The organism is Mesorhizobium sp. M1273, assembly GCF_040318195.1.
Lineage (GTDB): Bacteria > Pseudomonadota > Alphaproteobacteria > Rhizobiales > Rhizobiaceae > Mesorhizobium.
In genome coordinates, this window is sequence record NZ_JAMYLV010000018.1 from 50,298 (window position 1) to 75,722 (window position 25,425).

Annotated in this window: 24 protein-coding genes and 1 pseudogene; 15 read left to right on the plus strand and 10 right to left on the minus strand. The window is 62.8% G+C overall.

The window, feature by feature from the left end; genetic code table 11:
• Positions 1-75 precede the first annotated feature (75 nt).
• Complete coding sequence (locus tag NKH30_RS19650) at positions 76-1,353, plus strand: efflux RND transporter periplasmic adaptor subunit (RefSeq protein WP_502906734.1); 1,278 nt, start codon at positions 76-78, stop codon at positions 1,351-1,353.
• Positions 1,350-4,436, plus strand: coding sequence for an efflux RND transporter permease subunit (locus NKH30_RS19655; RefSeq protein WP_352767473.1), 3,087 nt, complete (start codon positions 1,350-1,352; stop codon positions 4,434-4,436). Before NKH30_RS19650 ends, NKH30_RS19655 begins: the two co-directional genes overlap by 4 nt.
• Positions 4,437-4,484: 48 nt before the next feature.
• Here NKH30_RS19655 and NKH30_RS19660 read toward each other — a convergent pair whose 3' ends face one another.
• Positions 4,485-4,949 carry a L,D-transpeptidase gene (locus NKH30_RS19660; protein ID WP_352470721.1) on the minus strand — a complete coding sequence of 155 codons (465 nt, stop codon included), beginning with the start codon at positions 4,947-4,949 and terminating at the stop codon, positions 4,485-4,487.
• 600 nt (positions 4,950-5,549) lie between these two features.
• On the opposite strand from NKH30_RS19660, the gene NKH30_RS19665 reads away from it, so the two are divergent.
• Positions 5,550-5,717, plus strand: coding sequence for a hypothetical protein (locus NKH30_RS19665; RefSeq protein WP_023721318.1), 168 nt, complete (start codon positions 5,550-5,552; stop codon positions 5,715-5,717).
• Positions 5,718-5,793: 76 nt separating this feature from the next.
• Here the strand turns inward: NKH30_RS19665 and NKH30_RS19670 are convergent, their stop codons facing one another.
• On the minus strand, positions 5,794-6,480 hold the full coding sequence (locus NKH30_RS19670) for a response regulator transcription factor (RefSeq protein WP_292663715.1): 687 nt from the start codon (positions 6,478-6,480) through the stop codon (positions 5,794-5,796).
• A gap of 46 nt (positions 6,481-6,526) precedes the next feature.
• On the opposite strand from NKH30_RS19670, the gene NKH30_RS19675 reads away from it, so the two are divergent.
• Positions 6,527-7,306 carry a response regulator gene (locus NKH30_RS19675; RefSeq protein ID WP_352470719.1) on the plus strand — a complete coding sequence of 260 codons (780 nt, stop codon included), beginning with the start codon at positions 6,527-6,529 and terminating at the stop codon, positions 7,304-7,306.
• A 39-nt stretch (positions 7,307-7,345) separates the two neighbouring features.
• Positions 7,346-9,433 (plus strand): PAS domain S-box protein, encoded by a 2,088-nt coding sequence (locus NKH30_RS19680; protein ID WP_352470718.1) that lies wholly within the window; start codon positions 7,346-7,348, stop codon positions 9,431-9,433.
• Positions 9,434-9,521: 88 nt separating this feature from the next.
• Here the strand turns inward: NKH30_RS19680 and NKH30_RS19685 are convergent, their stop codons facing one another.
• Complete coding sequence (locus NKH30_RS19685) at positions 9,522-9,926, minus strand: hypothetical protein (protein ID WP_352470717.1); 405 nt, start codon at positions 9,924-9,926, stop codon at positions 9,522-9,524.
• 419 nt (positions 9,927-10,345) lie between these two features.
• Here NKH30_RS19685 and NKH30_RS19690 point away from each other — a divergent pair, with 419 nt between their 5' ends.
• Positions 10,346-11,548: an aromatic ring-hydroxylating oxygenase subunit alpha gene (locus NKH30_RS19690; RefSeq protein WP_352470716.1), complete on the plus strand. Its 1,203-nt coding sequence runs from the start codon at positions 10,346-10,348 to the stop codon at positions 11,546-11,548.
• A gap of 11 nt (positions 11,549-11,559) precedes the next feature.
• Here NKH30_RS19690 and NKH30_RS19695 read toward each other — a convergent pair whose 3' ends face one another.
• The 3 genes from NKH30_RS19695 to NKH30_RS19705 all read right to left on the minus strand — a co-directional run bounded on the left by NKH30_RS19695 (position 11,560) and on the right by NKH30_RS19705 (position 13,535).
• On the minus strand, positions 11,560-12,327 hold the full coding sequence (locus NKH30_RS19695; protein WP_352772225.1) for a DUF429 domain-containing protein: 768 nt from the start codon (positions 12,325-12,327) through the stop codon (positions 11,560-11,562).
• Between the two features lie 62 nt (positions 12,328-12,389).
• Positions 12,390-13,274, minus strand: coding sequence for a pyridoxal kinase PdxY (gene pdxY, locus NKH30_RS19700; RefSeq protein WP_352772159.1), 885 nt, complete (start codon positions 13,272-13,274; stop codon positions 12,390-12,392).
• Between the two features lie 9 nt (positions 13,275-13,283).
• Positions 13,284-13,535, minus strand: a complete 252-nt coding sequence (locus NKH30_RS19705; RefSeq protein ID WP_023678142.1) for a hypothetical protein — start codon at positions 13,533-13,535, stop codon at positions 13,284-13,286.
• Positions 13,536-13,696: 161 nt separating this feature from the next.
• Here NKH30_RS19705 and NKH30_RS19710 point away from each other — a divergent pair, with 161 nt between their 5' ends.
• From NKH30_RS19710 to ppa, 5 genes and pseudogenes are all read left to right on the plus strand, one after another.
• A complete protein-coding gene (locus NKH30_RS19710) occupies positions 13,697-14,341 on the plus strand; it encodes a LemA family protein (protein ID WP_352470713.1) in 645 nt (214 codons plus the stop codon).
• A gap of 218 nt (positions 14,342-14,559) precedes the next feature.
• Positions 14,560-15,398, plus strand: a pseudogene (locus tag NKH30_RS19715) (TPM domain-containing protein).
• A 10-nt stretch (positions 15,399-15,408) separates the two neighbouring features.
• Positions 15,409-16,047: a TPM domain-containing protein gene (locus NKH30_RS19720; RefSeq protein WP_352540896.1), complete on the plus strand. Its 639-nt coding sequence runs from the start codon at positions 15,409-15,411 to the stop codon at positions 16,045-16,047.
• A 117-nt stretch (positions 16,048-16,164) separates the two neighbouring features.
• Positions 16,165-16,671 (plus strand): GNAT family N-acetyltransferase, encoded by a 507-nt coding sequence (locus tag NKH30_RS19725; RefSeq protein WP_352996662.1) that lies wholly within the window; start codon positions 16,165-16,167, stop codon positions 16,669-16,671.
• A 116-nt stretch (positions 16,672-16,787) separates the two neighbouring features.
• Entirely contained in the window at positions 16,788-17,318 is a 531-nt protein-coding gene (gene ppa, locus NKH30_RS19730; protein WP_352451245.1) for an inorganic diphosphatase, read from the plus strand.
• 17 nt (positions 17,319-17,335) lie between these two features.
• On the opposite strand, the gene NKH30_RS19735 is transcribed toward ppa, so the two are convergent.
• Positions 17,336-17,926 (minus strand): hypothetical protein, encoded by a 591-nt coding sequence (locus NKH30_RS19735; RefSeq protein WP_352772151.1) that lies wholly within the window; start codon positions 17,924-17,926, stop codon positions 17,336-17,338.
• Between the two features lie 98 nt (positions 17,927-18,024).
• Complete coding sequence (locus tag NKH30_RS19740; protein ID WP_352772148.1) at positions 18,025-18,630, minus strand: TetR/AcrR family transcriptional regulator; 606 nt, start codon at positions 18,628-18,630, stop codon at positions 18,025-18,027.
• An 82-nt stretch (positions 18,631-18,712) separates the two neighbouring features.
• Between NKH30_RS19740 and NKH30_RS19745 the strand changes: the two genes are divergently transcribed.
• On the plus strand, positions 18,713-19,996 hold the full coding sequence (locus NKH30_RS19745) for an MFS transporter (RefSeq protein WP_352474677.1): 1,284 nt from the start codon (positions 18,713-18,715) through the stop codon (positions 19,994-19,996).
• Between the two features lie 279 nt (positions 19,997-20,275).
• Entirely contained in the window at positions 20,276-21,850 is a 1,575-nt protein-coding gene (locus tag NKH30_RS19750) for an alkaline phosphatase D family protein (RefSeq protein WP_352540899.1), read from the plus strand.
• A 47-nt stretch (positions 21,851-21,897) separates the two neighbouring features.
• On the opposite strand, the gene NKH30_RS19755 is transcribed toward NKH30_RS19750, so the two are convergent.
• Positions 21,898-22,179, minus strand: coding sequence for a hypothetical protein (locus NKH30_RS19755; protein ID WP_352451242.1), 282 nt, complete (start codon positions 22,177-22,179; stop codon positions 21,898-21,900).
• Positions 22,180-22,377: 198 nt separating this feature from the next.
• Between NKH30_RS19755 and typA the strand changes: the two genes are divergently transcribed.
• Both typA and NKH30_RS19765 read left to right on the plus strand, forming a co-directional pair.
• A complete protein-coding gene (gene typA / locus NKH30_RS19760) occupies positions 22,378-24,207 on the plus strand; it encodes a translational GTPase TypA (RefSeq protein WP_352451241.1) in 1,830 nt (609 codons plus the stop codon).
• A gap of 16 nt (positions 24,208-24,223) precedes the next feature.
• Positions 24,224-24,433, plus strand: coding sequence for a hypothetical protein (locus NKH30_RS19765; RefSeq protein WP_352772143.1), 210 nt, complete (start codon positions 24,224-24,226; stop codon positions 24,431-24,433).
• A gap of 31 nt (positions 24,434-24,464) precedes the next feature.
• Here NKH30_RS19765 and NKH30_RS19770 read toward each other — a convergent pair whose 3' ends face one another.
• A complete protein-coding gene (locus NKH30_RS19770) occupies positions 24,465-25,091 on the minus strand; it encodes a DUF1062 domain-containing protein (RefSeq protein WP_352540902.1) in 627 nt (208 codons plus the stop codon).
• Between the last annotated feature and the right edge of the window lie 334 nt (positions 25,092-25,425).

Consider the following 25,425-nt stretch of genomic DNA (forward strand, 5'->3'; position numbering starts at 1 on the left):
TGAAATTGGGACCAGGCACAGGTATGTGTTCCGGTCATCCGACCGTTATGCTGGGCCGTGGCCGAGGGACTGTTCGTGATCAAGCGCTTCATCATCGCCTTCATTCTGCTCGTGCTGGTGTGCGGCGGCATCGTCGGCTTCAACCTGTTTCGCGACAATGCGATCAAACAGTTCTTCGCCACCATGAAGCCGCCGGCCGCGACCGTGTCGACGGTCATAGTCAAACCGATGTCCTGGACGCCCGGCATCGAGGCGATCGGCACTGTCAGTGCCGTACGCGGCGTCGACCTCACCGTCGAAACTGCTGGCATCGTCAAGGACATCCTGTTCCATGCCAATCAGAAGGTCGCCGCCAACGCCGTGCTGCTGCAGCTCGACGATGAAGTCGAGCGAGCCGACCTCGTGGCATCGAAGGCGCAAGCCACCTCCGACCAGACGACGCTGATGCGCGCTCTTGAGCTGCAGAAGCGCGGGGTCGGCACCGACGCTACGCTCGACACGGCGCAGGCAGCGGCATCGGTCTCCGCCGCGCAGGTAAACAAGCTGCAAGCGGTGCTCGACCAAAAGCAGTTGACGGCCCCTTTCAAGGGTACCGTCGGTATTCCGAAAATCGACCTTGGCCAGTATCTCACACCCGGCACCGCCGTGGTGACCTTGCAGGACATGGATACGATGCGTGTCGATTTCACCGTACCGGAGCAGCAGCTTCCGCAGCTGAAGATCGGACAGACGGTGCGGTTGGGCGTCGGCGGCGGCGACATGCCGTTCACCGGCAGCATCCGCGGCATCGATCCGAAGATCGACCCGACCAGCCGGCTGGTGACCGTGAGGGCGGAGGTCGGCAATCCCGAAGGCAAGCTGACGCCCGGCCAGTTCGTCCAGGTGCGCGTCGAACTGCCCGCGGAGAACGACGTGCTGGCGCTGCCGCAGACGGCGCTGACTTCCAGCCTGTACGGCGACTTCGTCTTCGTGGTGCGCCCGGCCAAATCCGCCGAAGCCAACGGCGCGGCGCCCGAGGCAAAGCCGGAAGAAAAGCCGGCTGCGGATGCTGCCAAGCCCGCGGCCGAAGCACCCGCGGCAAAACCCGACGAAAAGCCGGCTGCTACCCCAGCCAAACCGGCAGAGGAAGCCAAGCCGGCAGCGGAAGAACAGAAGCCGCAGCTCGTGCTCGCCCAGGTGTTCGTCAAGCCCGGCCGCCGCAACGCCGGCCTGGTTGAGATTCTGGAGGGCATCGCGCCCGGCGACGAAGTCGTTACCGCCGGCCAGAACCGGCTCTCCAACGGCATGTCCGTTGCCGTCGACAACACGATCGATCCGAGCAAGCCAGGGAACCAGCAGGCAGCCCAGCAATGAGCTTTTCCGACCTCTTCATCCGCCGCCCGGTCCTTTCGACCGTGCTTGCCTGCATGATCCTGCTTCTGGGTTTTCAGGGAATCTTCAACCTTTCGATCCGGCAGTATCCAGAGGTTGAAGAAACGGCCATCACCATCACCACGGCCTATCCCGGCGCCAGTGCCGACCTGATCCAGGGGTTCATTTCCGCGCCGATCGCGCGTGCCGTCGCTTCGACCGAAAACATCGATTATGTCACGTCGTCGAGCCGGCCGTCCTCCAGCACCGTGACAGTGCAGATGAAGCTCGGCTCCGACCCCGACGTCGCGCTGAACGAAGTCTTGTCGAAGGTTCAGAGCGTTCGCGGCGATCTACCGGACGAAACCAAAGACCCGGTGATCGTCAAGGGCACCGGCCAGCAGTTCGCGATGATGTACATCTCGATGCAGAACCCGAACATGACGCCGGAACAGCTCACCGAATATATCGAGCGCGTCGTGCGGCCGCGTATCTCGACGGTCGAAGGCGTCGCCGACGTGCAGATCTTCGGCGCAGCCGAATATTCGATGCGGGTCTGGATCGACCCGATCAAACTGGCGGCGCGCGGCGTGACCGCGGCGGAAGTGCTGGCCGCCATCAACGAATCGAATTTCCTTTCCGCGCCCGGCGACACCGAAAACGAATATGTGGTTTCTTCGATCACCGTTCGCTCTACGCTGCAGACCCCGGAGGCTTTCGCCGCCCTTCCACTCCGGTCGAAGGACGGCAATGTGGTGAGATTGCGCGACGTGGCCCGCGTCGAACTCGCCGCGGCGAACACCGACACCAGGGTCAGCTTCAACGGCAAGCCCGGCATCTTTCTCGCTATCTTTCCGACGCCGGCCGCCAATCCGCTGACCACCGCGGCGGCAATCCACAAGATTGTGCCGACCATCCAGGAGACGCTGCCGCTCGGCATGACGATGGAGATCGTCTACGATTCAACCGAGCAGATCAGTGCGTCGATCGAGGAGGTGTTCAAGACCATCGGCGAGGCGGTCGCCATCGTCATCGTTGTTATCCTGCTCTTCCTCGGCTCGTTCCGCTCGGTGCTGATGCCGATCGTGACCATTCCGCTGTCGCTGATCGGTGTCTGTTTCCTGCTGTTTTCGGTGGGCTATTCGATCAATCTTTTGTCGCTGCTGGCCATGGTGCTGGCGATCGGACTTGTCGTCGACGATGCCATCGTGGTGGTGGAAAACATCCACCGCCACATGGAGGAAGACGGCTTGTCGCCGATGCAGGCGGCGTTCAACGGCATGCGCGAGATCTCGTCCGCCGTCGTCGCCATGACGATAACATTGGCCGCCGTGTTCGCGCCGCTGGCCTTCACCGGCGGCCTGACAGGCGCACTATTTCGCGAATTCGCGGTGACGCTTGCCGGCTCGGTGGTGCTTTCGGGTGTCGTCGCCCTCACCATCACACCGATGATGTCGGCACGTATCCTGAGGTCCGGCTCGCACAGCCGCTTCCAGCGCATTGTCGACAATACGTTCGGGCGCGTCGAACACATCTATGAGCGGCTCGTCACCGGTTCGTTGAACTATCGCCCGGTGACGCTGATGATCGTCCTCGCGCTGGTCGCCACGACCGGTTTCATGTTCACCAAGACCGCGAGCGAACTGGCGCCGGAAGAGGACCAGGGTTTCCTGCTTTCGCTGGTGACCGCGCCGCGGTACGCGACGTCGGACTATACCGAAACCTACGTCAATCAGATACTCGGCCTGGTCAAGGATCTGCCTGAGACGCGGGCACAGTTCTCGGCGGTCGCCTTCGGTGGTGGCCAGACGAACAGCGCTTTCGTCGGCTTTGCGTTCAAGGACTGGGCTGACCGCACGCGCAACTCGAAGGAAATCCAGCAAGACATTACGGGCCGCCTGAGCAAGGTGGCGGGCGTCGAAGCTTTCGTCTTCGCGCCGCCGACGCTGCCCGGCTCCGGCGGCGGCCTGCCGATAACGATGGTCGTGCGCTCGACCGGCGACGCCTCGCAGGTGTACGAGGCGGCCGAAGACATCAAGAACAAGGCGCAGGCCTCCGGCCGCTTCATCGTCGTGCAGAATTCGATGACCTTCGACGCGCCGCAAGTGACGGTGACGATCGACCGCGACCGCGCCGCCGCGCTCAACCTGCCGATAGCCGACATCGGCCGGACGCTGACGCTCCTGGTCGGTGGCGCCGAAGTGGCGCAATTCGACCGCGAATCCAACAGCTACGACATCATCCCGCAGGTGCCGCAGAGCTTTCGCGACAACCCTGAAAAACTGGGCGAGTATTTCGTGCGCAGCGTATCGGGCGAGATGGTGCCGCTCTCGGCGGTGGTGAAGATCTCGACCAACGCGTCGCCGGCCGCCATCGAGCAGTTCAACCAGCTCAACTCGGCGACGATCTCTGCCTTGCCGCGGCCCGGCATCACCACCGGGGATGGGCTACAGGCGATCGAGGACATTGCCAAGCAAAGCCTGCCCGACACCTTCTTCATCGACTATACCGGTCAATCGCGGCAGGAGAAGGAACAGGGCTACACGATCATCATCGCCTTCGCGGCGGCGGTGCTCGTCATCTATCTGGTGCTGGCGGCGCAATTCGAAAGTTTCCGCGATCCGCTGATCATCATGATGGCGGTGCCGCTGTCGATCTTCGGCGCGATCGTGCCGCTTAATGTCGGGCTCGGCACGCTCAACATCTACACCCAGGTCGGCTTGATCACGCTGATCGGCCTGATCACCAAGCACGGCATCCTTCTGGTCGAGTTCGCCAACCAGCAGCGTGAAATGCACGGCATGCGGCGGCGCGATGCGATCATCGCGTCGGCCAGGGTGCGGCTGCGGCCGATCCTGATGACGACGGCGGCGATGGCGCTCGGCGTGGTGCCGCTGATCATCTCCAGCGGCGCGGGTGCCGCGGCACGCTATTCGATGGGCCTGGTGATCTTCACCGGCATCCTGGTCGGAACCATGTTCACGCTGTTCGTGGTGCCGATGTTCTACACCTTCATCGCCAGCAAGGACCTGCCGCATCACGCCGAAAAGCCGGATCCGAAGCTGATGCCGGTAATGCCGGATTAGGCTGCGCTAATTTCCGGCCTTTTTTGAGAGCGACGAGAGCAGCATCGCTCATTTAACGATGACGATGCTGGTGTTGGCTGGGCCGAAGACCTCGACGAGCTGGTAGAAATCGGCGGCGTTGTCCGGATGCAGACGCACGCAGCCATGCGAGGCTGGCTGGCCGAGGCGCTTGATGGCGCTTGTCGCATGTACGGCGTAGCCGCCGCTGAAGAACACCGAATGCGGCATCGGGGCGTTGTCGTATTTCTTCGAATACCAAATTTCATGCATGCGGGTCGGCTTGAACGAACCGGTCGGCGTGACGTGCGTCCTGTCGCCGGTCGAGACCTTCCAGGCGAATGTCGGCCGGCCGTCGACCAGGATTTCCATGGTCTGCTGTGACAGTGATACCCGCGCGACGATCTTGTTGGCGGCGGCGTGGGCTGCGCCGTTGCCGGCACTGACAAGCAAGGCAGTACCGGTGATGACGGCGGCGGCAATGTTGATGAGCTTGGCGGAAATGGCAGTGTACATGATGTCTCCCCTATTCTGCCGGTCGGGACCGGCTCAATTCGATGACCGGCTTATCGGGGCGTCATGTTTCAAGCCGATTTCGCTAGATGCTCGTTTGTGTTTCGATTCTGTTTCCCCTGGTTAACAGAAAAGGTCCATGCAAAGCAGCTTGCAGTTGCACGACGTCGTCATGACGGTGGCGTGTTTGCCTAGGCGGATCGGCCAAACCGCGGCACGAATACGCGATTGCCTTTCGTTTGATAGGAATTCACCTGACTCCGAAACCGAGCTGCAACAAAGCGCAGCCTCGGCGGCATGATCCGGATACAGCGAACAGGCAAAGTTGACCTAACGAAAACAGCGGTCAACGAACGATCGGAAGCCAACACTGTTTTCGCTACGGTCTGGATTGGTCTGGACAGTTTCCAGCCTGCGCGTCGACCGGCTCAAGCCCCTCTGGCGGGGGCGGCTTAGGGCCGTTGAGGATGCGCGGCGCCTCCGGCAACTTGCAGCCGAGAGGACCGAAGGCCCGCGCCGCAACGGGGGGCTCCGCTGGCGGCGCGGGCGCTTCGGGGGTTCCCCTGAAGTGCCCGTAAATTCCAATTTTGAGGAACGAACAGGATGAAAACGAAATTCGCCGCTTCGGTGCTTTCCGCGCTGCTTTACGTCCAGGGGCTGCTCGGCATTGCCGGCCTCGCCACCGTGCTGCTGAAGGAACGTGCCCATGCCGGCGAGGTCAGCACGAACAGTGACATGCCGTCCGGCCCGTCGCTTCTCGTGGTGCGCTGAAGAGCATCGGACCCCAAGGTGGAAACCGGTTTTGGGAAAATCCGATGCTCAAGACAAAAGGGTGGCCGTCCTGCCTTCAATCGGCGAATTGCGTCGGCGGATCGAACCGGTAGCCCGCACCCCGTATGGTGGTGATGGTTTCGGTATCGAGCTTGCGGCGCAGCCGCACGATGCGCGAATCGATCGACCGATCGAAGGCTTCGGCATTTTCGGCGGGCGCGGCGGCGATGATGTCGTCCCGCGTCAGCACCTTGCGCGGGCTGGCCAGGAACAGCCTGAGCAGCGCCACCTGCCCGGGGGACAGCTGTTCTTCCGTGCCCGAGCGGTGCATGACGATGGCCGATCGGAGATCGACGGTCGCGTTCTCCAGCACGATCAGTTCCCCGGCGCTCCTGCCGCGCCGAGCCAGAAGGCCGCCGACGCGAGCGGCAAGCTCCCTGACATTGAGCGGGCTTTCGACGACGTCGGCGGCGCCGAGTTCGAGCGCCAGAACCTTGTCGACCAGATCGGCCGGGCGGCAGATCAGGATGAAATCCGGTCCACCTTCGCCGCCATGTCGCCTGAGCAGGTCGCGCCCCTCCGCCTGGCTGACGCTGTCGCCGACAACCACGACATCGATACCCTTTTCCGAAAGCAGCGATTCGGCCTCCCACGGCTGTCGCGCCGCGCGGACGTCATGACCGCGCCGCTCGAGATGATCGGCGAGATCGGTCGCAATTACTTCAGCGACGGAAACAAGCGCGATAACGGATCGTGCAGCCATGTTTTTCTACCCCGCATACGGCAACCCAAGAAGAGTGCTGGACATCATGTTTATACCCAATCTACTTTCCACTGAAAGCGGGAGCGAAAGCATCGTGCGGGCACGAATTGTCATCGTCGAGGACGAGCCCGATCTGAGGGATGCGGTCGCCGAGTATCTCGGCGCCAGCGGCTATGATGTGGCCACGGCCGAAAGTGCGGCGGCGGCGCGCGACCTTTTGGAAACCCAGTCCTTCCATCTGGCCATTCTCGACATCGCCATGCCGGGCGAGGACGGCCTGTCGCTCGGCCGCTGGATGCGGTCGAAAATGCCGATCGGCATCATCTATGCGACGGCCGCCGGTACCGCGCTCGACCGCATCGTCGGACTGGAGCTCGGCGCTGACGATTACATCGTCAAGCCTTACGAATTGCGCGAAGTGCTGGCCAGGGTGCGCAGCGTGCTGCGTCGCGTTCCTGAGCCGACCGAGCCACAAAAGGCCAAGGCTGAGACATCCGGCGGCCGCCGGTCCGTGAGCTTCGGACCCTTTCACGCCGATCTCGACGGCAGGCTCGTCACCGGCGCCAACGGTGCGGTCATCGACATGGCCAAGAGCGAGTTCGACGTCCTGGAGGTGTTCCTGACGCGCGCCAACCGGCTGTTGACGCGGGCAGCGATCTCCGAGGCGATCGGTTTCGTCGAGGATCCGGAATCGTCCCGCGCGGTCGACATCCGCATCATGCGGCTGAGAAAGAAGATCGAAGCGGACCCGGCCAACCCGAAATTCCTGCGCACGGTGCGCGGCGAAGGCTATATCTTCTCGCTGCCGGCCGGTGAAAATAACTGAGGCCTGGCGGCTTGAGCAAGCCAAGGCCAGGAAATGACCATGACGGCTGAAACAGCACGCGCGGACACGCAGGGCGCCAGGCAGGGCGCGGCGATGGTGGCCGTGCATGTGGTTCGCCGGCTGCGCGAAGCCGGCGATTGGCAGCGCGAGATGGAAGGTATCCTCCAGACGCTTTGCGAAGCCATGGATTGTCACCGCGGCATCCTGTTTCGCCTGCGCGAACTGCCCGGCCAGGGTTTCGCCCAGTCGGTCGCCGCTTATTGGATCGCCCCCCGGTTTGGCGGCGAACTGGCATCGCCTACCGTCATCGTGCAGTCGGTCGTCGATTCGGACCCATTGCTGGAACGGCTGGCGGAGGACGAGCGCCAAGGCAAGATATTCGCCGGGCACACACGCGATCTCGAAGGCTTTCTGCGGACCGATTTCGAAAAGCAGAACATCAAGTCGTTCCTGTCGGTGTCGGTCTTTTCGCACGGCAATTTGTGGGGCACGCTGGCGGTCAACGACTGCGTCAACGAACGCGAATGGACCGACCAGGAAGAGGCGGCGCTGCACATGGTGGCACTCGCCATCGGCGATGCCATCGAACGATCGCCCTCCGACGCGCATGCCAGCGACGTCATTCGCCGCACCATGCTGCAGGCCTCGCTCGACGCCATCATCGTCATCGACGAGACCGGCTCGATCATCGAATTCAATCCGGCCGCCGAGAAGATGTTCGGCTATCGGCGCAGCGATATCCTCGGCAAGGACCTGCTCGACACGGTCGTGCCGGAATATTACCGCAAGGGCTATGCGTCCGGCGCCGAATATATGTCGGGCCGCGGCGCGCCGATGGTCGGCCAGCGGCTCGAAACGGTCACCCAGAACGCCGCCGGCGAGGTTTTTCCGATCGAGCTGACGGCAACCGAGATGCGGGTCGCCGATCGCCAGCTGATCTTCGGCTCTATCCGCGACCTGCGCGACAGATTGCGCGCCGAGGAGGAAATCAACCGCCAGCGCGAAAAACTGCACCAGAACGAGAAGATGGCGGCGATGGGCTCGCTGCTTGCCGGCGTTTCGCACGAGCTCAACAACCCGCTGGCCGTGGTCGTCGCCCAGTCGACGCTGCTGCATGAATTTGCCGCCGATCCGCAGACCAAGGTGCGCGCCGAAAAGGTGCGCGCCGCTGCCGAGCGCTGCGGCCGTATCGTCAAGAGCTTCCTGTCGATGGTCCGCCTGCACCCGGCCGCACAGGCCGAAACCGACCTCAACCAGGTGATCCGCGCCGCACTCGAAGTGACCGCCTATGGCGCACGGTCGAGCGGCATCATCATCGACACCGATTTCGCCAGCGGCCCGCTGCTGGCCATGGCAGATGCCGACCACGTGACGCAGGTGGCCGCCAACTTCCTCATCAACAGCCAGCACGCCTTGGCCGGCGTTGCCGGCGACCGCCGGATCAAGGTCCGGACGTTTCGCAGCGACCGCGGCAATCCCGGATTCTCGGTCGAGGACAACGGACCAGGCGTGCCGGAAGCGATACGCTCACGCATATTCGAATCCTATTTCACCACCAAGCCGGTCGGTGTCGGTACCGGCATCGGCCTGTCGATCTCGAAATCGATCATCGAGCGGCACAATGGCAATATCTGGTTCGAGGAGGTTTCGCCGAGAGGTGTGCGTTTTGTCGTGCAGCTGCCGGCGATCGCTGCTGGCGCGGCCGCCGCTAGCGACAGTCCGTCGCGGTCGAGCGGCTTGCGTCACGCGCTGATCATAGACGATGAGCCGGATGTCGCGGCGTCGCTGTCCGACATTCTGGAGTTGATGGGCATCAAGTCGCGGATCGTGCCGGCCTGGGTCTCGGCCGCCGCGACGCTGAGCGGCCATGTCCCGCCGGACATCGTGTTTTCCGATTTGCGCATGCCCGGCACCAGCGGCATAGCCGCCTATCGCGAGCTACTCGCCGAAATGCCGGGTCTGGCGCGGCGCTTCGTGCTTGTCACCGGCGATCTGATCGGCGCGAAAGGCGAGATCGAGGCGCTGCCGGCGCCGCAGCGGCCGCCAATCCTCGAAAAACCGTTCAGCACGCTGGATGTGCGCGGCGTGCTCTCGGCCATTGCCGAGCAGGCCGGTCTGGGCGGCTAACTCCGCGATCTCTCGCGGAAGAAAAAGGCTCCCGGCCGACATTGCGGCGGGAGCCTGACTGGAGTGCTGGAGGGCGCTCGCAAAAAAATCAAAAAACGTTCGGCGTATCAGTCAGCGGGGCGGCGTTGGCGATCATGCGGACCGGCCGTGCCTTGCCCGACTGGGCGGCGATGACGCGCAGGCATTCCAGGCTCTCGGCGCCCCAGGCCTGCCCCTTGCAGGCAAAATCGATCTCCGGCGCCGGCAGGCGCGCCGTCTTGGTGGTGGTCGTCGCGCCATCGATGAGGTTGGCCGGCGGGTTCAGTGAGGCGAAGGCCGGACCGACGGTCGGTGTCAACGCCATGCCGGCAAATGCGGCAGCCGCCAGCAGCATGAACATCGCCATTGGATGATCACTGGCGCGCTGGCGCAGCGCCAGCTTCGGGCGCCGGTCGTTACGCTGGGGACCCTGCTGGCGAAGGTCGGTATCGGTGATCTGGATTTTCGTACGCATCGTCGTTTCCTTCGGTCTTCTTCTTTTCTCTGTTGAAACGAACCTAATCGCACCTTGTAACCGGCCAACGATGATGAATTAACGATTGTGTAACCGGCATGAAACCAAGCCCGCGGCCATTCCTGGGCAAACCGATCCGGCGTAGCCGGCAGCACCGGTGGCATTCTCTGCTCGTTTTCCGCTACCCACGGCACCAGATCCACGTCGCCTTTCCAGGCCCACGGAGCGTCGGGCGCTCAACAAGTGTAAGGGGATTAACGTCTGGAATTCCCGGGATTTTCCCGGCTTCGATCGTTCGGACTGGGCTCTCGAATCCCGTTCGATTTCCCGTCAAGACTTAGCCCCATTTTTCCAAGCCATTGCATTTCAATGGAAAATATGCTTTTATTGAATGACCATTCAATAAATAAAGAGCCTTTATGAACCCGCATCTGCGTGACGTGGCAATCCCCAACGATTGGGATCGGCGGGGGCTGCCGGGCTGGAGCTATCATTCCGACGCCTTGCTCGAACTCGAGAAAGAGCACGTCTTCCGCAACCATTGGCAGATCGCCGGCCATGTCTGCGACGTGCCGAACGCCGGCGACTATCTGACGATGGATGTGGTCGGCGAGCGGGCGCTGATCGTGCGCGGCAAGGATGGCGTTGTGCGCGCCTTCAACAATATGTGCCGCCACCGCGGCAGTCGCGTCGTTGCCGACAGCCAGGGCACTTGCAAGAATGCGCTGGTCTGCCCCTTTCATGGCTGGGTCTACAATCTCGACGGCACGCTGCGCGGTGCTGCCCGCCCCCGTTCATTCCCCGACCTCGACAAGACCGATTTCGGCCTGATGCCGCTCGAGCTCGAAATCTGGATGGGCTTCATCTTCATCCGTTTCCGCAAGGGTGGGCCGCAGCCATCGGTGGCCGAGCTGTTGAAGCCGATCGAAGCCGAGATTGCCCATTACGGCGTCGCCGAGATGGTGCCGTCCTGGGGCATCTGGACCCAAAGGACGCCGGTCAACTGGAAGTCGGTGCGCGATGTCGACAATGAAGGCTACCACGTCGCCATGGCGCATCCGGCGCTGCAGGACCTTTACGGTGCGACCTATTTCGACGAGCCGTTCGTCAACGGCGTGTCGCGCTCGTTCGCCACCTACAATCCGCATGCCGGACGGCGCTGGAGCGTCGCGCAGTACATCAAGCTCGCACCCGAGGCGAAGCACCTGCCGGAACACCTGCGCAAGGCCTGGATCTACTACGGCATCTTCCCGAACAACGTGCTGTCGATCATGCCGGAATCGGTGCAGTTCTATCAGGAATTTCCGCTGTCGACGGGTGAGACGCTGCTGCGCGGCGCCATCTACCGCTATCGCGACGAGACCAGGGAACAGGCGGCAGCCCGCTACCTATCCTACCGCATCGACCGCGACACGCTGGCCGAGGACGTGCAGCTTTCGATATGGTCCAACGAATCCATGCTGTCCGAAGCCTTCGGAGGTTTTTACCTCTCCGATCTCGAATATGGCGTGCGCACCCACCACGACCATTTGCGTAAGCAAGTTCCCGTGCTCGGATTGGAGACCGCGCCCGAGGAGAAGGATATGTGGGCACTCAACGAGGCGCTCAGATCACGCTCCTGACGCCCCGGTCCTCAGGCCCAAATGGCGACCGGAATACCGAAACGATCGGCGAGCGGCGGATCCGGAAACGGCATTGCCTCGCCTCTGACGATGCGTCCGGCAACCAGCATCATCGCCGCGGCGTCGAGGAAATCGTCGGCGGCCGCGCCGCGCGGCGGCGTCTGGTCGAGAAAATCTTGGCTATAACCATGCTGGGCAAGCAGCGCCTTGCGTTCGGCCATGCCGGCCGGATTGATGTTGCCCCTGATCTTCTTCGGCAGGCGCATAGCGCGGTCGCCGTTCAGTTTGCAGAAAGCAACTTCCGGATGCGATTCGAAGACGCGGCTGCGCAGTTCGGGCCGCGCGATCAGCAGCGAATCGATCTCGCGGATCTTGGCGAAGATGCCGAAGGCCTGGATCGAGACACCGCGCGGCGGATCTGATGTCGTCCTGGCCACCTCGCTTGCCTTGCGATGTGCGGCGTACCAGGCATCGACCGTGGTGAAGGCTTCGATCTCCGCGTAGAGCGCGGCGCGGGAGGGGATGGCAAAGACACTGGACTGCCGCGCCCCGAGCAGCGGCCGCACCAGCGCCTCCGGGCCGCGACCGCCTCTTTGCGAGAAATCGGGCAGGCCGATTGGCATATCGACCGCTACCAACGAGTCGGCGGGCAGTCGGTCGAGCAACGCCGCGAAGCTCGGGAAAACGGCTGTCGACGGTGCCGCACCGGGATCGTGGCGGACGGCTATCCAGCCGGCCTTGCAACCGTCGACGCCGACAAGCACAACACCCCAAGGCATAACATCGTCGGGCGCAACATCCTTGGGCGCATCATCCTGGGGCACGGCGTCTTCGGCCTGCGTCACGCCCGGCGGTCCCGTTCCGGATGCAGCAGATGGCGAAGCTGCACCATCGCCATCGGGTGCGACAGGCTCTGGGCATCGGTCTCGAGCTGCAACTCGTCGCCGCCGCGCTTGGCGGTCCGCGCCAGGATCTCGTAGACCGCCGCCGTGGTCGATTGCAGCGCCTTGGCGGCCGGCTGGCCGGACAGGGTCCGCGCCAGGTAGACGGCCGCCGTCAGGTCGCCGAGCCCATTCGGCGGCTTGTCGATGAGCCGGTGTTCGGCAAGCAGTGCCTCCCTGCCGGCGAGCAGTAAATTGCCGGTGCCGCCGGCCATCATCGCCGGCGCCGATGTGACCAGCATGGCCGGTGGGCCGGCCTGCAGGGCTGCAGCCATTGCCGATTTCAAGTCGGGCAGCGGCGCTCCGGCCATCCATTCCAGCTCGTAGCGGTTGGGCGTGGCGATATCGGCGATCGGCATCAGCCGGTCGCGCATGGCGATTGCGGTCGGCTCAGGTACGTAGAGCCCGCCCGAATCGCCCATCACCGGATCGCAGACATAGAGGGCGTCCGGCGTCTTCGCCTTGACCGCGCCGACCAGCGAAGCGACGGCTTCGGCCTGGCCAGCCTCGCCGAGATAGCCGGACAGCACGGCGCCGACCTCGCCCAGCCACGGCGCGCGCTCGAGGTCGGCCATCAGCGCCCTGAACTGGTCCAGCGGCGGCACAATGCGGGTGGCCCGGCCATGGCCCGGATGCCAGGGCAGGATGACGGTCGGTACCGCCCAAACCGGAAAGCCGAGCGTCTCCAGCGCAAAGACAGCGGCACGGTTGCCGACCGAGCCACGGGCGACATGACTGGAGACGACGATGACCGCGCGCGGCGCGTCGGTTTTTTCGGCACTCATTGATTTTTCCTAACTGCCCCTGGTGACGAAAAGCACGAGCCAGATCAACAGGCCGATGGCAATAAGCAAGCCCGCTGCCCGACCGATGCGGGTGCCCCAATATTCGATCGGGTCCGACCGGTCGGCATCGGCCGCAGTGACGTGGTCGCGCGCGCCTTTAGTCGTTCGTGCAAGGAACGAGGTGCCCCCCGGGTCGGTCTCGCGCGCCACCCGTTCGATGATGCGGCGCGATTCCGCGTCGCTGTCGTGGCGTTTCGCCATGGTGATGTCCCGTTTTATGCCGAGCTTAACCCGTTCGCCTCGTCTGTCACAGGGCCCGACGGCGAATGGCAGAAACCAGTAACACTTCTCGGCCGAAGTCATTTTCTTACGCAAGGATTGTGCTAATGCTTCGCCTGCCAATGCTATCGAGGGGACTTATCATGCTTGCCCAGCGCCTTTCTTCGCCGCCAATCTTCCGTAATTTAGCTGCGTTCCTGGTTATGGCCGTCATGCTGCCGCTGCTTGCCGGCTGCGGCTACAACACCATTCCAACAGCTGAGGAAAACGCCAAGGCCGCATGGAGCGAGGTGTTGAATCAATACCAGCGCCGCGCCGATCTCATCCCCAATCTGGTCAACACGGTCAAGGGCTACGCGGCGCACGAGAAGGACACGCTCGATGCCGTGGTCGAAGCGCGCGCCAAGGCGACGCAGGTGACCGTGACGCCGGAAACGCTGAACAATCCGGAAGCCTTCAAGAAATTCCAGGACAGCCAGGCCGGCCTGACCAGCGCGCTGTCGCGCCTGCTGGCGGTGGTGGAGAACTATCCCGATCTCAAGGCCAACCAGAACTTTCTGGCGCTGCAAGCACAACTCGAAGGCACCGAGAACCGGATCACGGTCGCCCGCCGCGACTATATCCAGGCAGTGAGAGAGTACAATCTGACGCTGAGGACCTTCCCGTCGGTGATCTGGGCGACCTTGTGGTTCCGCGGCAACCAGCCGTTTGCGAATTTCACCATCGAGGAGGATAAGATGCAGCCGCCGAAGGTCGATTTCGGCACCAACACCACGCAAGGCGGGTGAAGAACAGCCGGTGAGCGTGGTCCCTATTGGCCTTGCACTCCGTAGCGCCCCCCTCTGCCCTACCGGGCATCTCCCCCTCCAGGGGGGAGATTGGCAGCTTTGGCTTCACCGCCCATCCTGCATCGTTGGAGATTGGCGAAAACAGCCCTGACAGCCGATCTCCCCCCTTGAGGGGGAGATGTCCGGCAGGACAGAGGGGGGCGCGACAGAACGCCAGCCTGGCCTTCCTGCTCGTCTTCCAAAGCCTTCTCCTCCTCCCGCTCACCGCCCTTGCCGCCGCACTGCCGGCGCTGACCGGACGGGTCGTTGACAATGCCGGCATCATCGATGCCGCGACCGAGGCGGCGCTGACGCAGAAGCTTGCCGAGTTCGAGACCAAAGGGTCCGACCAGATCGTCGTCGCGACCATCCCCAGCCTCGACGGCGAGGAGATCGAGCCTTACGCCAACCGGCTGTTCCGCGCCTGGAAACTGGGCCAGGCGAAGGAGAACAACGGCGTCCTGCTTCTGGTGGCGCCGAACGACCGCAAGATGCGCATCGAAGTCGGCTATGGGCTGGAAGGCACGCTGACCGACCTGCACACCAAGCTGATCATCGAAAACGACATGGTGCCGGCCTTCCGTGCCGGCGATTTCTCAGGCGGCATCAGCAAGGCTGTCGACGACATGATCATGGTGCTGGAAGGCAATCCCGAAGAACTGGAGGCGCGCGGCAAGCGCAATCCGGCGAATGACAATCCTGTCGATCCCATCTTCATGCTGTTCATCGTCCTGTGGGCGACGATGTTCTTCGGCGGCTTGGCAATGGCGTTCCTGCCGCCGATCTTCGGCACGAAGCTGTCGCCGGGCGTGTACAAGTGGCTGGGCATGACGTTCCGCTACGGCCGTGGGCCAGCTTCGTCATCTTCCGGCGGCGGTAGCTGGACGTCCGGGACCTCGTCAGGCAGTGGCTGGTCGTCTGGAAGTTCCGGCAGCGGTTGGTCGTCCGGAAGTTCGGGCGGCGGGTTTCAGGCGGCGGCGGCTCGTCCGGCGGCGGCGGTTCTTCAGGAAGCTGGTGAGACATCAATCATGGCAACACGACCGATCAGCCCCGAGGATCATGAGCGCATCGCCGATGCGATCCGCGCTGCCGAATCAAAGACCGACGGCGAGATCTACTGCGTCGTGGCGCATGCCAGCGACAGCTATTTCTTCCCGGCCGCTTTCATGGCGATGCTCAGCATGCTCGTCGTCAGCCTCGCCGTCGGTTACGGGCTGGAAGCCTGGTGGCTGTCGATCCGCTTGCCGCATTTCGTCATCGCCGAGCTTCTGGCGCTTGCCAGTGTGCTCATCCTGTTGTGGGCATTGCCGGCATTGCGCATCCATTTGGTGCCGAGGCGGCTGCGCTACCAGGCCGCCCACGCCAATGCGATGAAGCAGTTCCTCGCCCGCAACGTCCACCGCACCACGGCGCGCACTGGCGTGCTGGTGTTCGTCTCGATTGCCGAGCGCTACGCCGAGGTGGTCGCCGACAGCGGCATCGATTCTCGTGTCGGCCAGCATGTCTGGGACGGTGTCGTCCGCGACCTTACGGCGCATGCCGGCGACGATCGGCTTGCCGAGGGGTTCGTCAAGGCGATCCAAGCAGTCGGTGGGGTACTGGCCGAGCATTTTCCGGTCTCGACCGGCGACAGCAACGAACTGGACGACCATCTGGTCGAGATTTGATCTCGCCAAAAGCGGTTTCGCAGCGTCTCAAGGACGCACCGTCCGGCTGTGTGAAAGCATCGCGGCGGTTGACCGGACTCTTGCAATCGGGCGCGGCGGGTTTATGGTTAACCAATCATGAATACGCTGAGCATCGACATCAGGAAAGCCGAACCGGGCGATGCAGCCGCCATCGCCGACGTGCATCTCGAGGCCTGGCGCGGCGCCTATTCGGGCATCATCCCGCACCGCACGCTGACATCGATGATCAACCGCCGCGGCGCCGACTGGTGGGCGAATGCCATTCGCCGCGCTGCCACCGTCCTGGTCGTCGAAATCGGCGGCAAAATTGCCGGCTATGCGACGATCGGCAAGAACCGCGCCCGCGAACTCAGGCAGCAGGGCGAGATCTACGAACTTTACCTGCGGCCGGAATATCAAGGCATCGGGCTCGGCAGCCGGCTGTTCTCGGCCGCGCGGGCACGGCTGGCCGACCATGGCCTGAAAGGCATGGTGGTCTGGGCGCTGGAAGACAATCAGAACGCACTTGCCTTCTATGCCGGCGCCGGTGGCCGCGATGTTGCCGAAGGCGTCGAGATCTTCGAGCAGAAGGCGCTGAAGAAGGTCGCTTTCGTCTGGGAATGACGGCCAGCGCATGATCCGGCCGGTTTTCGGTTCGGACGATCTCCCCGTACCATTCGCCGCATTGCACCATTCGCCGTCGCCCGCTATCGATCTGCAATCGAGAGAGGGATAAAGCGATGCGTATCGAAGCGATTGCCAGCGGAAAGAACCCGCCCGAGGACGTCAACGTCATAATCGAGGTGCCGATCGGCGGCGAGCCGATCAAGTACGAGATGGACAAGGAGGCCGGCACGCTGTTCGTCGACCGCTTCCTGCACACTTCGATGCGCTATCCCGGCAATTACGGTTTCGTACCGCATACGCTATCGGGCGACGGCGACCCGATCGACGTATTGGTCTGCAACACGCGCGCGCTGGTGCCAGGCTGCGTCATCAATGTCCGGCCGATCGGCGTGCTGGTGATGGAGGACAATGCCGGCCAGGACGAGAAGGTGATCGCGGTGCCTTCGCCCAAGCTGACCTTGCGCTACGAGGACGTCCACGAATACACGCAATTGCCCGACATCACCCGCCAGCAAGTGCAGCACTTTTTCGAGCACTACAAGGATCTCGAACCCGGCAAATGGGTCAAGATCGAAGGCTGGTACGATGCGGCCTATGCCAAGAAGATGATCGTCGAGGCAATCGAGCGGGCCAGGCGCAAGTAATTATCGGGCGCAAATAATCAGTTGTCGACGCGGCCGAAAGCGGGCGCGTCGCCCAGCACCTCACGCTTGTCCTTGCCGCAGGCGAAGGTGCGTGCCTTCTCGTCGGCAAGCTTGCGCGCCTGATCGTTGGCGGCGGGATTGCCGGTGGCGAGCACAAGGCCGATCGTGCAGCCTTCGTGGGCGTCAGGCTGGGCAACCTTGGCCACAATCAGCACTTCCGTCGACTTGTTCTCGCCCTCGCTATCGCTGATCGAGCGACGATGGATGACGGCGAAAGGAATGGCAGTTTTGCCGTTGGTTTCGATACGCCACTCGACCTTGGGTCCAGCCGAATTGAGACCGGAAAAGCTTTCCCAGACCGTGGTCATGTCGCCAGGTGGAAAGCCGTAGAACAGCGATTCCCGCGCGTCGTCGTAGGAAACCATCACCGGGTAGCCGCGGTAGCCCGAACAGGCGAGATCGGCCCAGTCGCCGTCGCCTTCTTCCGCTTGGGCATAGGTGACGCAGTCCTTCTCCCAATCGAGATCGGTATAGACGCTGGATATGTCGCCGGCCCGGGCCGCCTGGCAGAAACCGGCGAGGGCAAGCGGGATCAAGAGAGCGCGCATGGCGGAACAACTCAGTTCGGGGGGCGCAGCGTACCGTCAAATTTAGCGGCAGCCTAGAGGAAGTCAGGCTGCGCACAGTGGTCTTGTAAAACGGACCACTATTTCTTCAAGCTTGCCTCTATCAGAAGATCGGCGTTGCGGGCCACCGACTTCGCCGGCCCGCCGGCACCGAACAGCTGGCCGCTAATATAGGCGCCCTCGATCAGGAGCAGCAGCCCGTCGCCCAGCGTGTCGGCGTCGCCGGCGCCCATCTCTGCCGCCATGGCATGCAGGCGGCGGCGCAGTTCCTGCTTGTTGGCCTCGCTCACGACGCGGGCCGGATGGCCATGTTCGGGATATTCGACCGCGGCATTGGTCATGCCGCAGCCGCGATAGTCGGGCCTTTGCGTACGCTTGCCGACACGCGTCAGGAAGGCGACGATCTGCGCGCGCGGATCGCCGGGATGGGCATCCACCGCCTCGTCGAAACGCTCCCAGAATTCGAGGTCATAGTGCCGGAGGTAGGATGCGGCCAGCTCGTCCTTGGACGGAAAGCTGCGGTAGAGGCTGGGCTTGGTGACGCCGGCACGCCGCACGATCTCGTCGACGCCGATCGCCCTGATGCCTTGCCGGTAGAACAGATCGCGCGCCACCTGGAGAATCCGTTCGGCGGCGCGAGGCGGCGGTGCGTCATTCGCCTTGATCGTTGGTTCAATGCTTTTCATGCCTGGTCTGCCGATTAGCTGGTTGACAATGTTACCGGTCGGTACGTATGTTTCGCGCTCCTGCAACGTACCGGTCAGTAACATGATAGCTCAATCCCGCCCGTTTGGCCAGCGCTACGCTTTCGTCGTGGTCGCCGTCATCTTCCTCTGCCTGCTGATCGCAGCGGGCCTGCGTTCGGCGCCGGCAGTCATGATGCTGCCGCTGGAGAACAGTTTCGGCTGGCGGCGCGACGTGGTGTCGCTGGCGGCGGCCACCGGCATCTTCCTCTATGGCCTGACCGGGCCGTTTGCCGCGGCGCTGATGGAGCGGATCGGGCTGCGCCGCACCTTGCTTGCCGCGCTGCTGTTGATGTCGGGATCGACCGCGCTCAGCCTGTTGATGACCAAACCGTGGCATCTGCTCCTCACCTGGGGCGTGTTTTCCGGCGTCAGCTCGGGCGCCGTCGCCACCGTGCTCGGCGCGACCATCGTCAACCGCTGGTTCAAGACCAATCGCGGCTTGGTGATGGGGCTGATGTCGGCGTCCAGTGCCACCGGGCTGCTGGTCTTCCTGCCGCTGCTCGCCTCGCTCGCCCAGTCGGGCGGCTGGAAGCCGGTCGCCATCGCCATTGCCGTGGCCACCGCCTGCCTGGTGCCGCTGGTCTATATGCTGGTGCCGGAGCGCCCGGCGTCGATCGGCATGGTCCGCTATGGCGCCGATGCCGACGACGTGCCGCCGGTGCCGCCAGCCTCGCAAGGCAATTTCCTTTCGCACACATTGAGCACGCTGCGCCGCGCCGCCGGCACGCGCGTCTTCTGGTATCTGTTCGCCACCTTCTTCGTTTGCGGCTTCACCACCAACGGGTTGGTCGGCACGCATCTGATCGCCTTTTGCGGCGATATGGGCATTGGCGAAGTGCAGGCCGCAGGCCTGCTCTCGATGATGGGCATTTTCGACCTGATCGGCACGACGCTGTCGGGCTGGCTTACCGACCGTTTCGACCCGCGCAAGCTGCTCGGCGTCTATTATGGCATTCGCGGCCTGTCGCTGATCTATCTGCCCTATTCCGGCTTCTCGGCGACCAGCCTGATCATCTTCGCGGTGTTTTACGGACTGGACTGGATTGCCACCGTGCCGCCGACGCTCAGGCTTTCCAACGAGGCGTTCGGCGACCGCAGCGGGCCGATCGTCTTCGGCTGGATCGTCGCCGGCCATCAGGTTGGCGCCGCGACAGCGGCCTTCTTCGGCGGCACCATGCGCGAGCTGCAAGGCAATTACGAGCTTGCCTTCCTGATCGCCGGTATGACGGCAATAGCCGCCGCCTGCATCTCGCTGCTGATCAACACCAGCCGCCCGGCGTTTGATCCGGAACCGCAGGCGGCGTAGGGCGCAATCGGCCGTGCTAATCTCCCCCCTTGAGGGGGAGATGGCCGCGAAGCGGCCAGAGGGGGTCGGTCGAACCGGGCTCGGCCTCTTATCGCCGATGCAGGAGGCCGGCGCTCCGCGCAAGACGACCCCCTTCTGTCGCCTTTGGCGACATCCCCCCTCAAGGAGGGAGATTCGCCAGCCTGTTCACTGTTATCAAACCTTCATCGTTTCGAAATGTGCCTGAAACATTGAAGCTGGAGCTTGGCGGCGACGTTCAATGCCATCCAGGAGACAGCCATGAACAAGATTTCGATGACGCGGCGCGCTTTCGTCACGTCGGCCAGCGCCGTTGGCCTGGTCGGCGCCTCGGGCCTCGCCCTCCCCTATTACTCGCGCGCCAATCAGCGCCCGGCTTTCACCCATGGCATCCAGTCCGGCGACGTCGACGCCACCAGCGGCATGGTCTGGACACGCACCGACCGGCCGTCGCGCGTCATGTTCGAGGTGTCGCCGACCGAAAGCTTCACCAATGCCGTCCGCCTCGCGCCGCTCGATACCTCGCCGGCCAGCGATTATACGGTGAAGCGGCTGCTTACCGATCTCGCCTCCGACCAGGACATCTTCTACCGCATGGTCGCGGCCGATCTTGCCGACATCAACGCCGTTTCCGAGCCGGTCGTCGGCCGCTTCCGCACGGCACCTGCCTCGAAGCGCGACATTCGCTTTGCCTGGTCGGGCGACACCGCCGGCCAAGGTTGGGGCATCGACGAGACCGGCATGAAGACCTACGCCACCATTGCCAAGCACACGCCCGACTTCTTCCTGCATTCGGGCGATACGATCTATGCCGATGGTGCGATGAAGGACGAGGTCGACCTGCCCAACGGCGGCAAGTGGAAAAACAAAGTGCTGATCGACGAGAAGCGCAAGGTTGCCGAGACGCTGGACGAATACCGGGCGCAGTGGAAATACAACATGATGGACAGGCATGTGCTGGCGCTCAGCGCCATCTGTCCGACCTTCTATCAGTGGGATGACCACGAGGTGCTGAACAACTGGTCGGACTCGAAGGACCTGAGCGCCGACGATCGCTACACTGAAAAATCCATCCATGTGCTGGCGGCACGTGCGGCGCGCGCCTTCCACGAAATGACGACGATCCGTTACGAGCCGTCGGAGCCCGGCCGCGTCTACCGCAAGATCGCCTATGGTCCGCTGCTCGACGTGTTCTTCCTCGACATGCGTTCCTACCGCGGCCCCAACGGTCCGGATATGCAGGAGACGATGACGCCGCAATCGCGCATCCTCGGTGAACAGCAGATCAAGTGGCTGAAGCGTGAACTGGCGAATTCCAACGCAACCTGGAAAATCATCGCCGCCGACATGCCGCTCGGCCTCGTCGTCTGGAACGACGGCACCAAGAAGGTAGGGGCCGAGGCGGTCAGCAATGGCGACAATGGCCCGGCCAAAGGGCGTGAGCTGGAAATTGCCGACCTTCTTCGCTATATAAAGAATGCGGGTATCAGCAACACTGTCTGGCTCACCGCAGACGTGCATTACACAGCCGCGCATTACTACAATCCGGACAAGGCGCAGTTCCAGGACTTCGATCCGTTTTGGGAATTCGTTTCGGGTCCGATCCATTCCGGGACGTTCGGGCCTAATGGTTTCGATATGACATTCGGCCCGGAGCTGAAGTTCATAAAGGCACCAACTGCCGAACAGGGTCAAAACCTGGCGCCTTCGGCCGGCCTGCAGTTCTTCGGGCTCGTCGAGATCGATGGCGCCACCGAACAGTTGACGGTGCGGCTGATGGATCGCGACGACAGCGAACTCTACAAGGTCACGCTCGATCCGGTGCGGTCGGCGTGAGCGACGGCGCCACTACCCTCGGGCCAGCCCGAGGGTAGGAACGTATATCAATCGGGATAGCAGACGACGGGAATGTTGGGCCAGACGGCGCTGTCGCATCCGGCATTTTGCTGCCGCTGCTTGAAGGCGGCGCTGACCGGCCCGGTCACCACCGGATCGACGCCATCGGGAGCATCGGCAAAAAGCTGCTCCGCCGACGGCTTGTCGGACGGCAAAGCAGACCGCGTCTCCTTGAACGACGCCGCCGATTGCGCCGCGCCGGCCGCGAGGAGGACGGCGAGCGCGGTACATGCCAAAATCGGCCGGAGTTTGATGCCTATCTCGATCATGAAATTCGAACTGTCCGGACCATGAAAGGTTCCGCCTTGGTTAATAATTCCACTTCACACCAAGACATTTAAGATTTGGTGACTTTATTTGGTGGCTCGCCTCCTCTTTCGCAATTGCGAAAAACCCTGTATGAGCCGCCCAACCGAAAGAGGCAGCGCCTTTTGGCCTGCTGCCTGCAACGCTCCCGAGACCAAAACATGAAAATCCGCAATATCGCGATCATCGCGCACGTCGACCATGGAAAAACCACCCTCGTCGACCAGCTTCTGAAACAGTCCGGCTCGTTCCGCGACAACCAGCGCGTCGCCGAGCGCGCCATGGATTCGAACGACCTCGAAAAGGAACGCGGCATCACCATCCTGGCCAAGGCGACCTCGGTCGACTGGAAGGACACCCGCATCAACATCGTCGACACGCCCGGCCACGCCGACTTCGGCGGCGAGGTCGAGCGCATTCTGTCGATGGTGGATTCGGCCATCGTGCTGGTCGACGCCGCCGAGGGGCCGATGCCGCAGACCAAATTCGTGGTCGGCAAGGCACTCAAGGTTGGACTGAAGCCGATCGTCGTCATCAACAAGATCGACCGGCCAGATGCCCGCCACGTCGAAGTGGTCAACGAGGTGTTCGATCTTTTTGCAGCACTTGACGCTACCGACGAGCAGCTCGACTTCCCTATCCTTTACGGTTCAGGCCGCGACGGCTGGGTCTCGGAAAACCCCGAAGGTCCGAAGGACCAGGCTCTGGCGCCGCTGTTCGACCTCGTCATCAAGCACGTGCCGGCCCCGACCGTTCATCCCGGCCCATTCCGCATGATCGGCACCATCCTGGAAGCCAATCCTTTCCTCGGCCGCATCATCACCGGCCGTATCGAATCCGGCACGCTGAAATCCAACCAGGCGGTCAAGGTGCTGCACCATGACGGCACCCAGGTCGAAACCGGCCGAATCTCGAAAATCCTTGCTTTCCGCGGGCTCGAGCGCCAGCCCATTGACGAGGCGCAGGCGGGCGACATCGTCGCCATCGCCGGCCTGTCGAAAGGCACTGTCGCCGACACCTTCTGCGACCTGTCGGTGACCGAGCCGCTGCACGCGCAGCCGATCGATCCGCCGACTGTGACGATGTCTTTCCTCGTCAACGATTCGCCGCTGGCCGGTACCGAAGGCGACAAGGTGACCAGCCGCGTCATCCGCGACCGCCTGCTGCGCGAGGCCGAAGGCAATGTCGCGCTGAAGATCGAGGAATCACCTGACAAAGATTCGTTCTTCGTTTCCGGCCGCGGCGAATTGCAGCTGGCCGTGCTGATCGAGACGATGCGCCGCGAAGGTTTTGAGATCGCCGTGTCGCGGCCGCGCGTCGTCATGCAGAAGGGCGATAGCGGCGAATTGCTGGAGCCGGTCGAGGAAGTCGTCATCGACGTCGACGAGGAGCATGCCGGCGTCGTCGTGCAGAAGATGTCGGAGCGCAAGGCCGAGATGGTCGAGCTTCGCCCTTCGGGCGGCAATCGCCAGCGCATCGTCTTCCACGCGCCGACGCGCGGGTTGATCGGCTACCAGTCGGAACTGTTGACCGACACGCGCGGCACCGCTGTGATGAACCGGCTGTTCCATGCCTATGAACCTTACAAGGGTGAGCTGCCGGGCCGTACCAACGGCGTGCTGATCTCCAACGAACAGGGTGAATCGGTGGCGTACGCCATGTGGAACCTGGAAGACCGTGGCCCGATGGTCATCGACCCGGGCGTCAAGGTCTATCAGGGCATGATCATCGGCATCCATTCCAGGGACAACGACCTCGAAGTCAACGTGCTCAAGGGCAAGAAGCTGACCAACATCCGCGCCGCCGGCAAGGACGAGGCGGTAAAGCTGACACCGCCGATCCGCATGACGCTGGAACGCGCGCTGGCCTGGATCCAGGACGACGAGCTGGTCGAAGTGACGCCGAAGACCATCCGCCTGCGCAAGCTCTATCTCGATCCGAATGAGCGCAAGCGTTTTGAGAAGTCGGCGAAAGTGGTCGGCGCGGCGTAAAGGGCAATACCGCGCAATGAGCGGTAAACTCGTCACGGCTGTCATATACGACAATCGACCCGAGGCCGAAGTTTGCGTGTCGATGCTCGACGCGTATGGAATTTATGCTCTCGCGAATTATCTTCTCGACACGGGCAGGCTTGGCTTGATCCATGTGCAAGTCGCCGACTGCGATCTCGATGCGGCCAAGGGTTTGATTGGCTCGGCCTCCAAAGAGGGCAACTGACCCCTGGCCGTACGGATTCCCTGCCGTTGCCTCATTCACCTGCAGCCGAAATGATTTTGTCCCGGTCTGGTTCGCCAGACAGGTGGATCTGAATCGCCGTTCCCGCCCGCGCTGGCTTGCGCAAGGCTTTGGCTCCGTCCGGACCAACCACCAGCAATCGTTTCTCTTCCCAAACCTGAAGCCGCGATCGCGAGACACCGAGTTCGTTGGCGAGCAACCGGTCGAGCCGCAGCGCTGTCGGCATTTCGAGCCAGAGCTGAAGTTCGAGCGCGCTGGTATTTTCCGGTCTATCCCCGAGCGCCTGCTTATGAACGACGGCTTCGGGAAACTCCTCGACGCGCCCGATACTGCTTCGCAATGCGGCAACATCGAAGGCATGGCGCCGCGCCAGGACCGGATCGTTGCTTTCGAGCGCCTGCAATATTGTCGGTTCGATATCGCGGCGGCTGCAGCGCTCCAGAATGCCGAAATTCCAGGAATTGTCGCAGTCGATGCAGCGGTAGATCAACCAGGCGTCAATGCGCTTGCCGTTGGCATTGACCCGGAATTTGCCGCTGCAGCGATAGGCTTTCAGGCCGCCGCAGCGATTGCAGTTGAGGTGAGGTCGAGGTGCGGTCTTGGGTGTGATCGTCCAGCGGATACGCAGTATCGAAGGCATGCCGAAAAGCCCTTCCCGTCGGGAAGTTCGTCAGATCGGCGATATCGAGAACCCATGCGGGCACGGCGTGGCGAGAGACTGCGGCAGTTGGAAATCAGTGTCGCGGGTGGTTATGCGCGACAGCGGTTCAGCAGTGCCAAACCGGTCTCGAATCGCCACCCGAGGAACACATGATGTGAAAATAGGCATCGCGACTGCGACGCCCTGCTCTGTGTTGGGGGAGTTGACGAGACCGGCGGTTACGAAGGCAAAGTGAAGCTCGAAATGATGTCGGGACGACATTTCTAGCCGCGAGGTGCCTGGCCGACAAGCCTTCTTTCGGTGGACGCTACTG

Excerpts from the sequence above, each read along its gene's own strand:
- NKH30_RS19745 (WP_352474677.1), top strand. The coding sequence starts at position 18,713 with ATGATAGCTCAATCCCGCCCGTTTGGCCAGCGCTACGCTTTCGTCGTG.
- NKH30_RS19695 (WP_352772225.1), bottom strand. The coding sequence starts at position 12,327 with ATGCCTTGGGGTGTTGTGCTTGTCGGCGTCGACGGTTGCAAGGCCGGC.
- typA (WP_352451241.1), top strand. The coding sequence starts at position 22,378 with ATGAAAATCCGCAATATCGCGATCATCGCGCACGTCGACCATGGAAAA.
- NKH30_RS19675 (WP_352470719.1), top strand. The coding sequence starts at position 6,527 with ATGTTTATACCCAATCTACTTTCCACTGAAAGCGGGAGCGAAAGCATC.
- NKH30_RS19750 (WP_352540899.1), top strand. The coding sequence starts at position 20,276 with ATGAACAAGATTTCGATGACGCGGCGCGCTTTCGTCACGTCGGCCAGC.
- NKH30_RS19770 (WP_352540902.1), bottom strand. The coding sequence starts at position 25,091 with ATGCCTTCGATACTGCGTATCCGCTGGACGATCACACCCAAGACCGCA.
- NKH30_RS19685 (WP_352470717.1), bottom strand. The coding sequence starts at position 9,926 with ATGCGTACGAAAATCCAGATCACCGATACCGACCTTCGCCAGCAGGGT.
- NKH30_RS19725 (WP_352996662.1), top strand. The coding sequence starts at position 16,165 with ATGAATACGCTGAGCATCGACATCAGGAAAGCCGAACCGGGCGATGCA.
- NKH30_RS19660 (WP_352470721.1), bottom strand. The coding sequence starts at position 4,949 with ATGTACACTGCCATTTCCGCCAAGCTCATCAACATTGCCGCCGCCGTC.
- NKH30_RS19705 (WP_023678142.1), bottom strand. The coding sequence starts at position 13,535 with ATGGCGAAACGCCACGACAGCGACGCGGAATCGCGCCGCATCATCGAA.
- NKH30_RS19720 (WP_352540896.1), top strand. The coding sequence starts at position 15,409 with ATGGCAACACGACCGATCAGCCCCGAGGATCATGAGCGCATCGCCGAT.
- NKH30_RS19740 (WP_352772148.1), bottom strand. The coding sequence starts at position 18,630 with ATGAAAAGCATTGAACCAACGATCAAGGCGAATGACGCACCGCCGCCT.
- NKH30_RS19655 (WP_352767473.1), top strand. The coding sequence starts at position 1,350 with ATGAGCTTTTCCGACCTCTTCATCCGCCGCCCGGTCCTTTCGACCGTG.
- NKH30_RS19765 (WP_352772143.1), top strand. The coding sequence starts at position 24,224 with ATGAGCGGTAAACTCGTCACGGCTGTCATATACGACAATCGACCCGAG.
- NKH30_RS19710 (WP_352470713.1), top strand. The coding sequence starts at position 13,697 with ATGCTTGCCCAGCGCCTTTCTTCGCCGCCAATCTTCCGTAATTTAGCT.
- pdxY (WP_352772159.1), bottom strand. The coding sequence starts at position 13,274 with ATGAGTGCCGAAAAAACCGACGCGCCGCGCGCGGTCATCGTCGTCTCC.
- NKH30_RS19690 (WP_352470716.1), top strand. The coding sequence starts at position 10,346 with ATGAACCCGCATCTGCGTGACGTGGCAATCCCCAACGATTGGGATCGG.
- ppa (WP_352451245.1), top strand. The coding sequence starts at position 16,788 with ATGCGTATCGAAGCGATTGCCAGCGGAAAGAACCCGCCCGAGGACGTC.
- NKH30_RS19755 (WP_352451242.1), bottom strand. The coding sequence starts at position 22,179 with ATGATCGAGATAGGCATCAAACTCCGGCCGATTTTGGCATGTACCGCG.
- NKH30_RS19665 (WP_023721318.1), top strand. The coding sequence starts at position 5,550 with ATGAAAACGAAATTCGCCGCTTCGGTGCTTTCCGCGCTGCTTTACGTC.
- NKH30_RS19670 (WP_292663715.1), bottom strand. The coding sequence starts at position 6,480 with ATGGCTGCACGATCCGTTATCGCGCTTGTTTCCGTCGCTGAAGTAATT.
- NKH30_RS19735 (WP_352772151.1), bottom strand. The coding sequence starts at position 17,926 with ATGCGCGCTCTCTTGATCCCGCTTGCCCTCGCCGGTTTCTGCCAGGCG.
- NKH30_RS19680 (WP_352470718.1), top strand. The coding sequence starts at position 7,346 with ATGACGGCTGAAACAGCACGCGCGGACACGCAGGGCGCCAGGCAGGGC.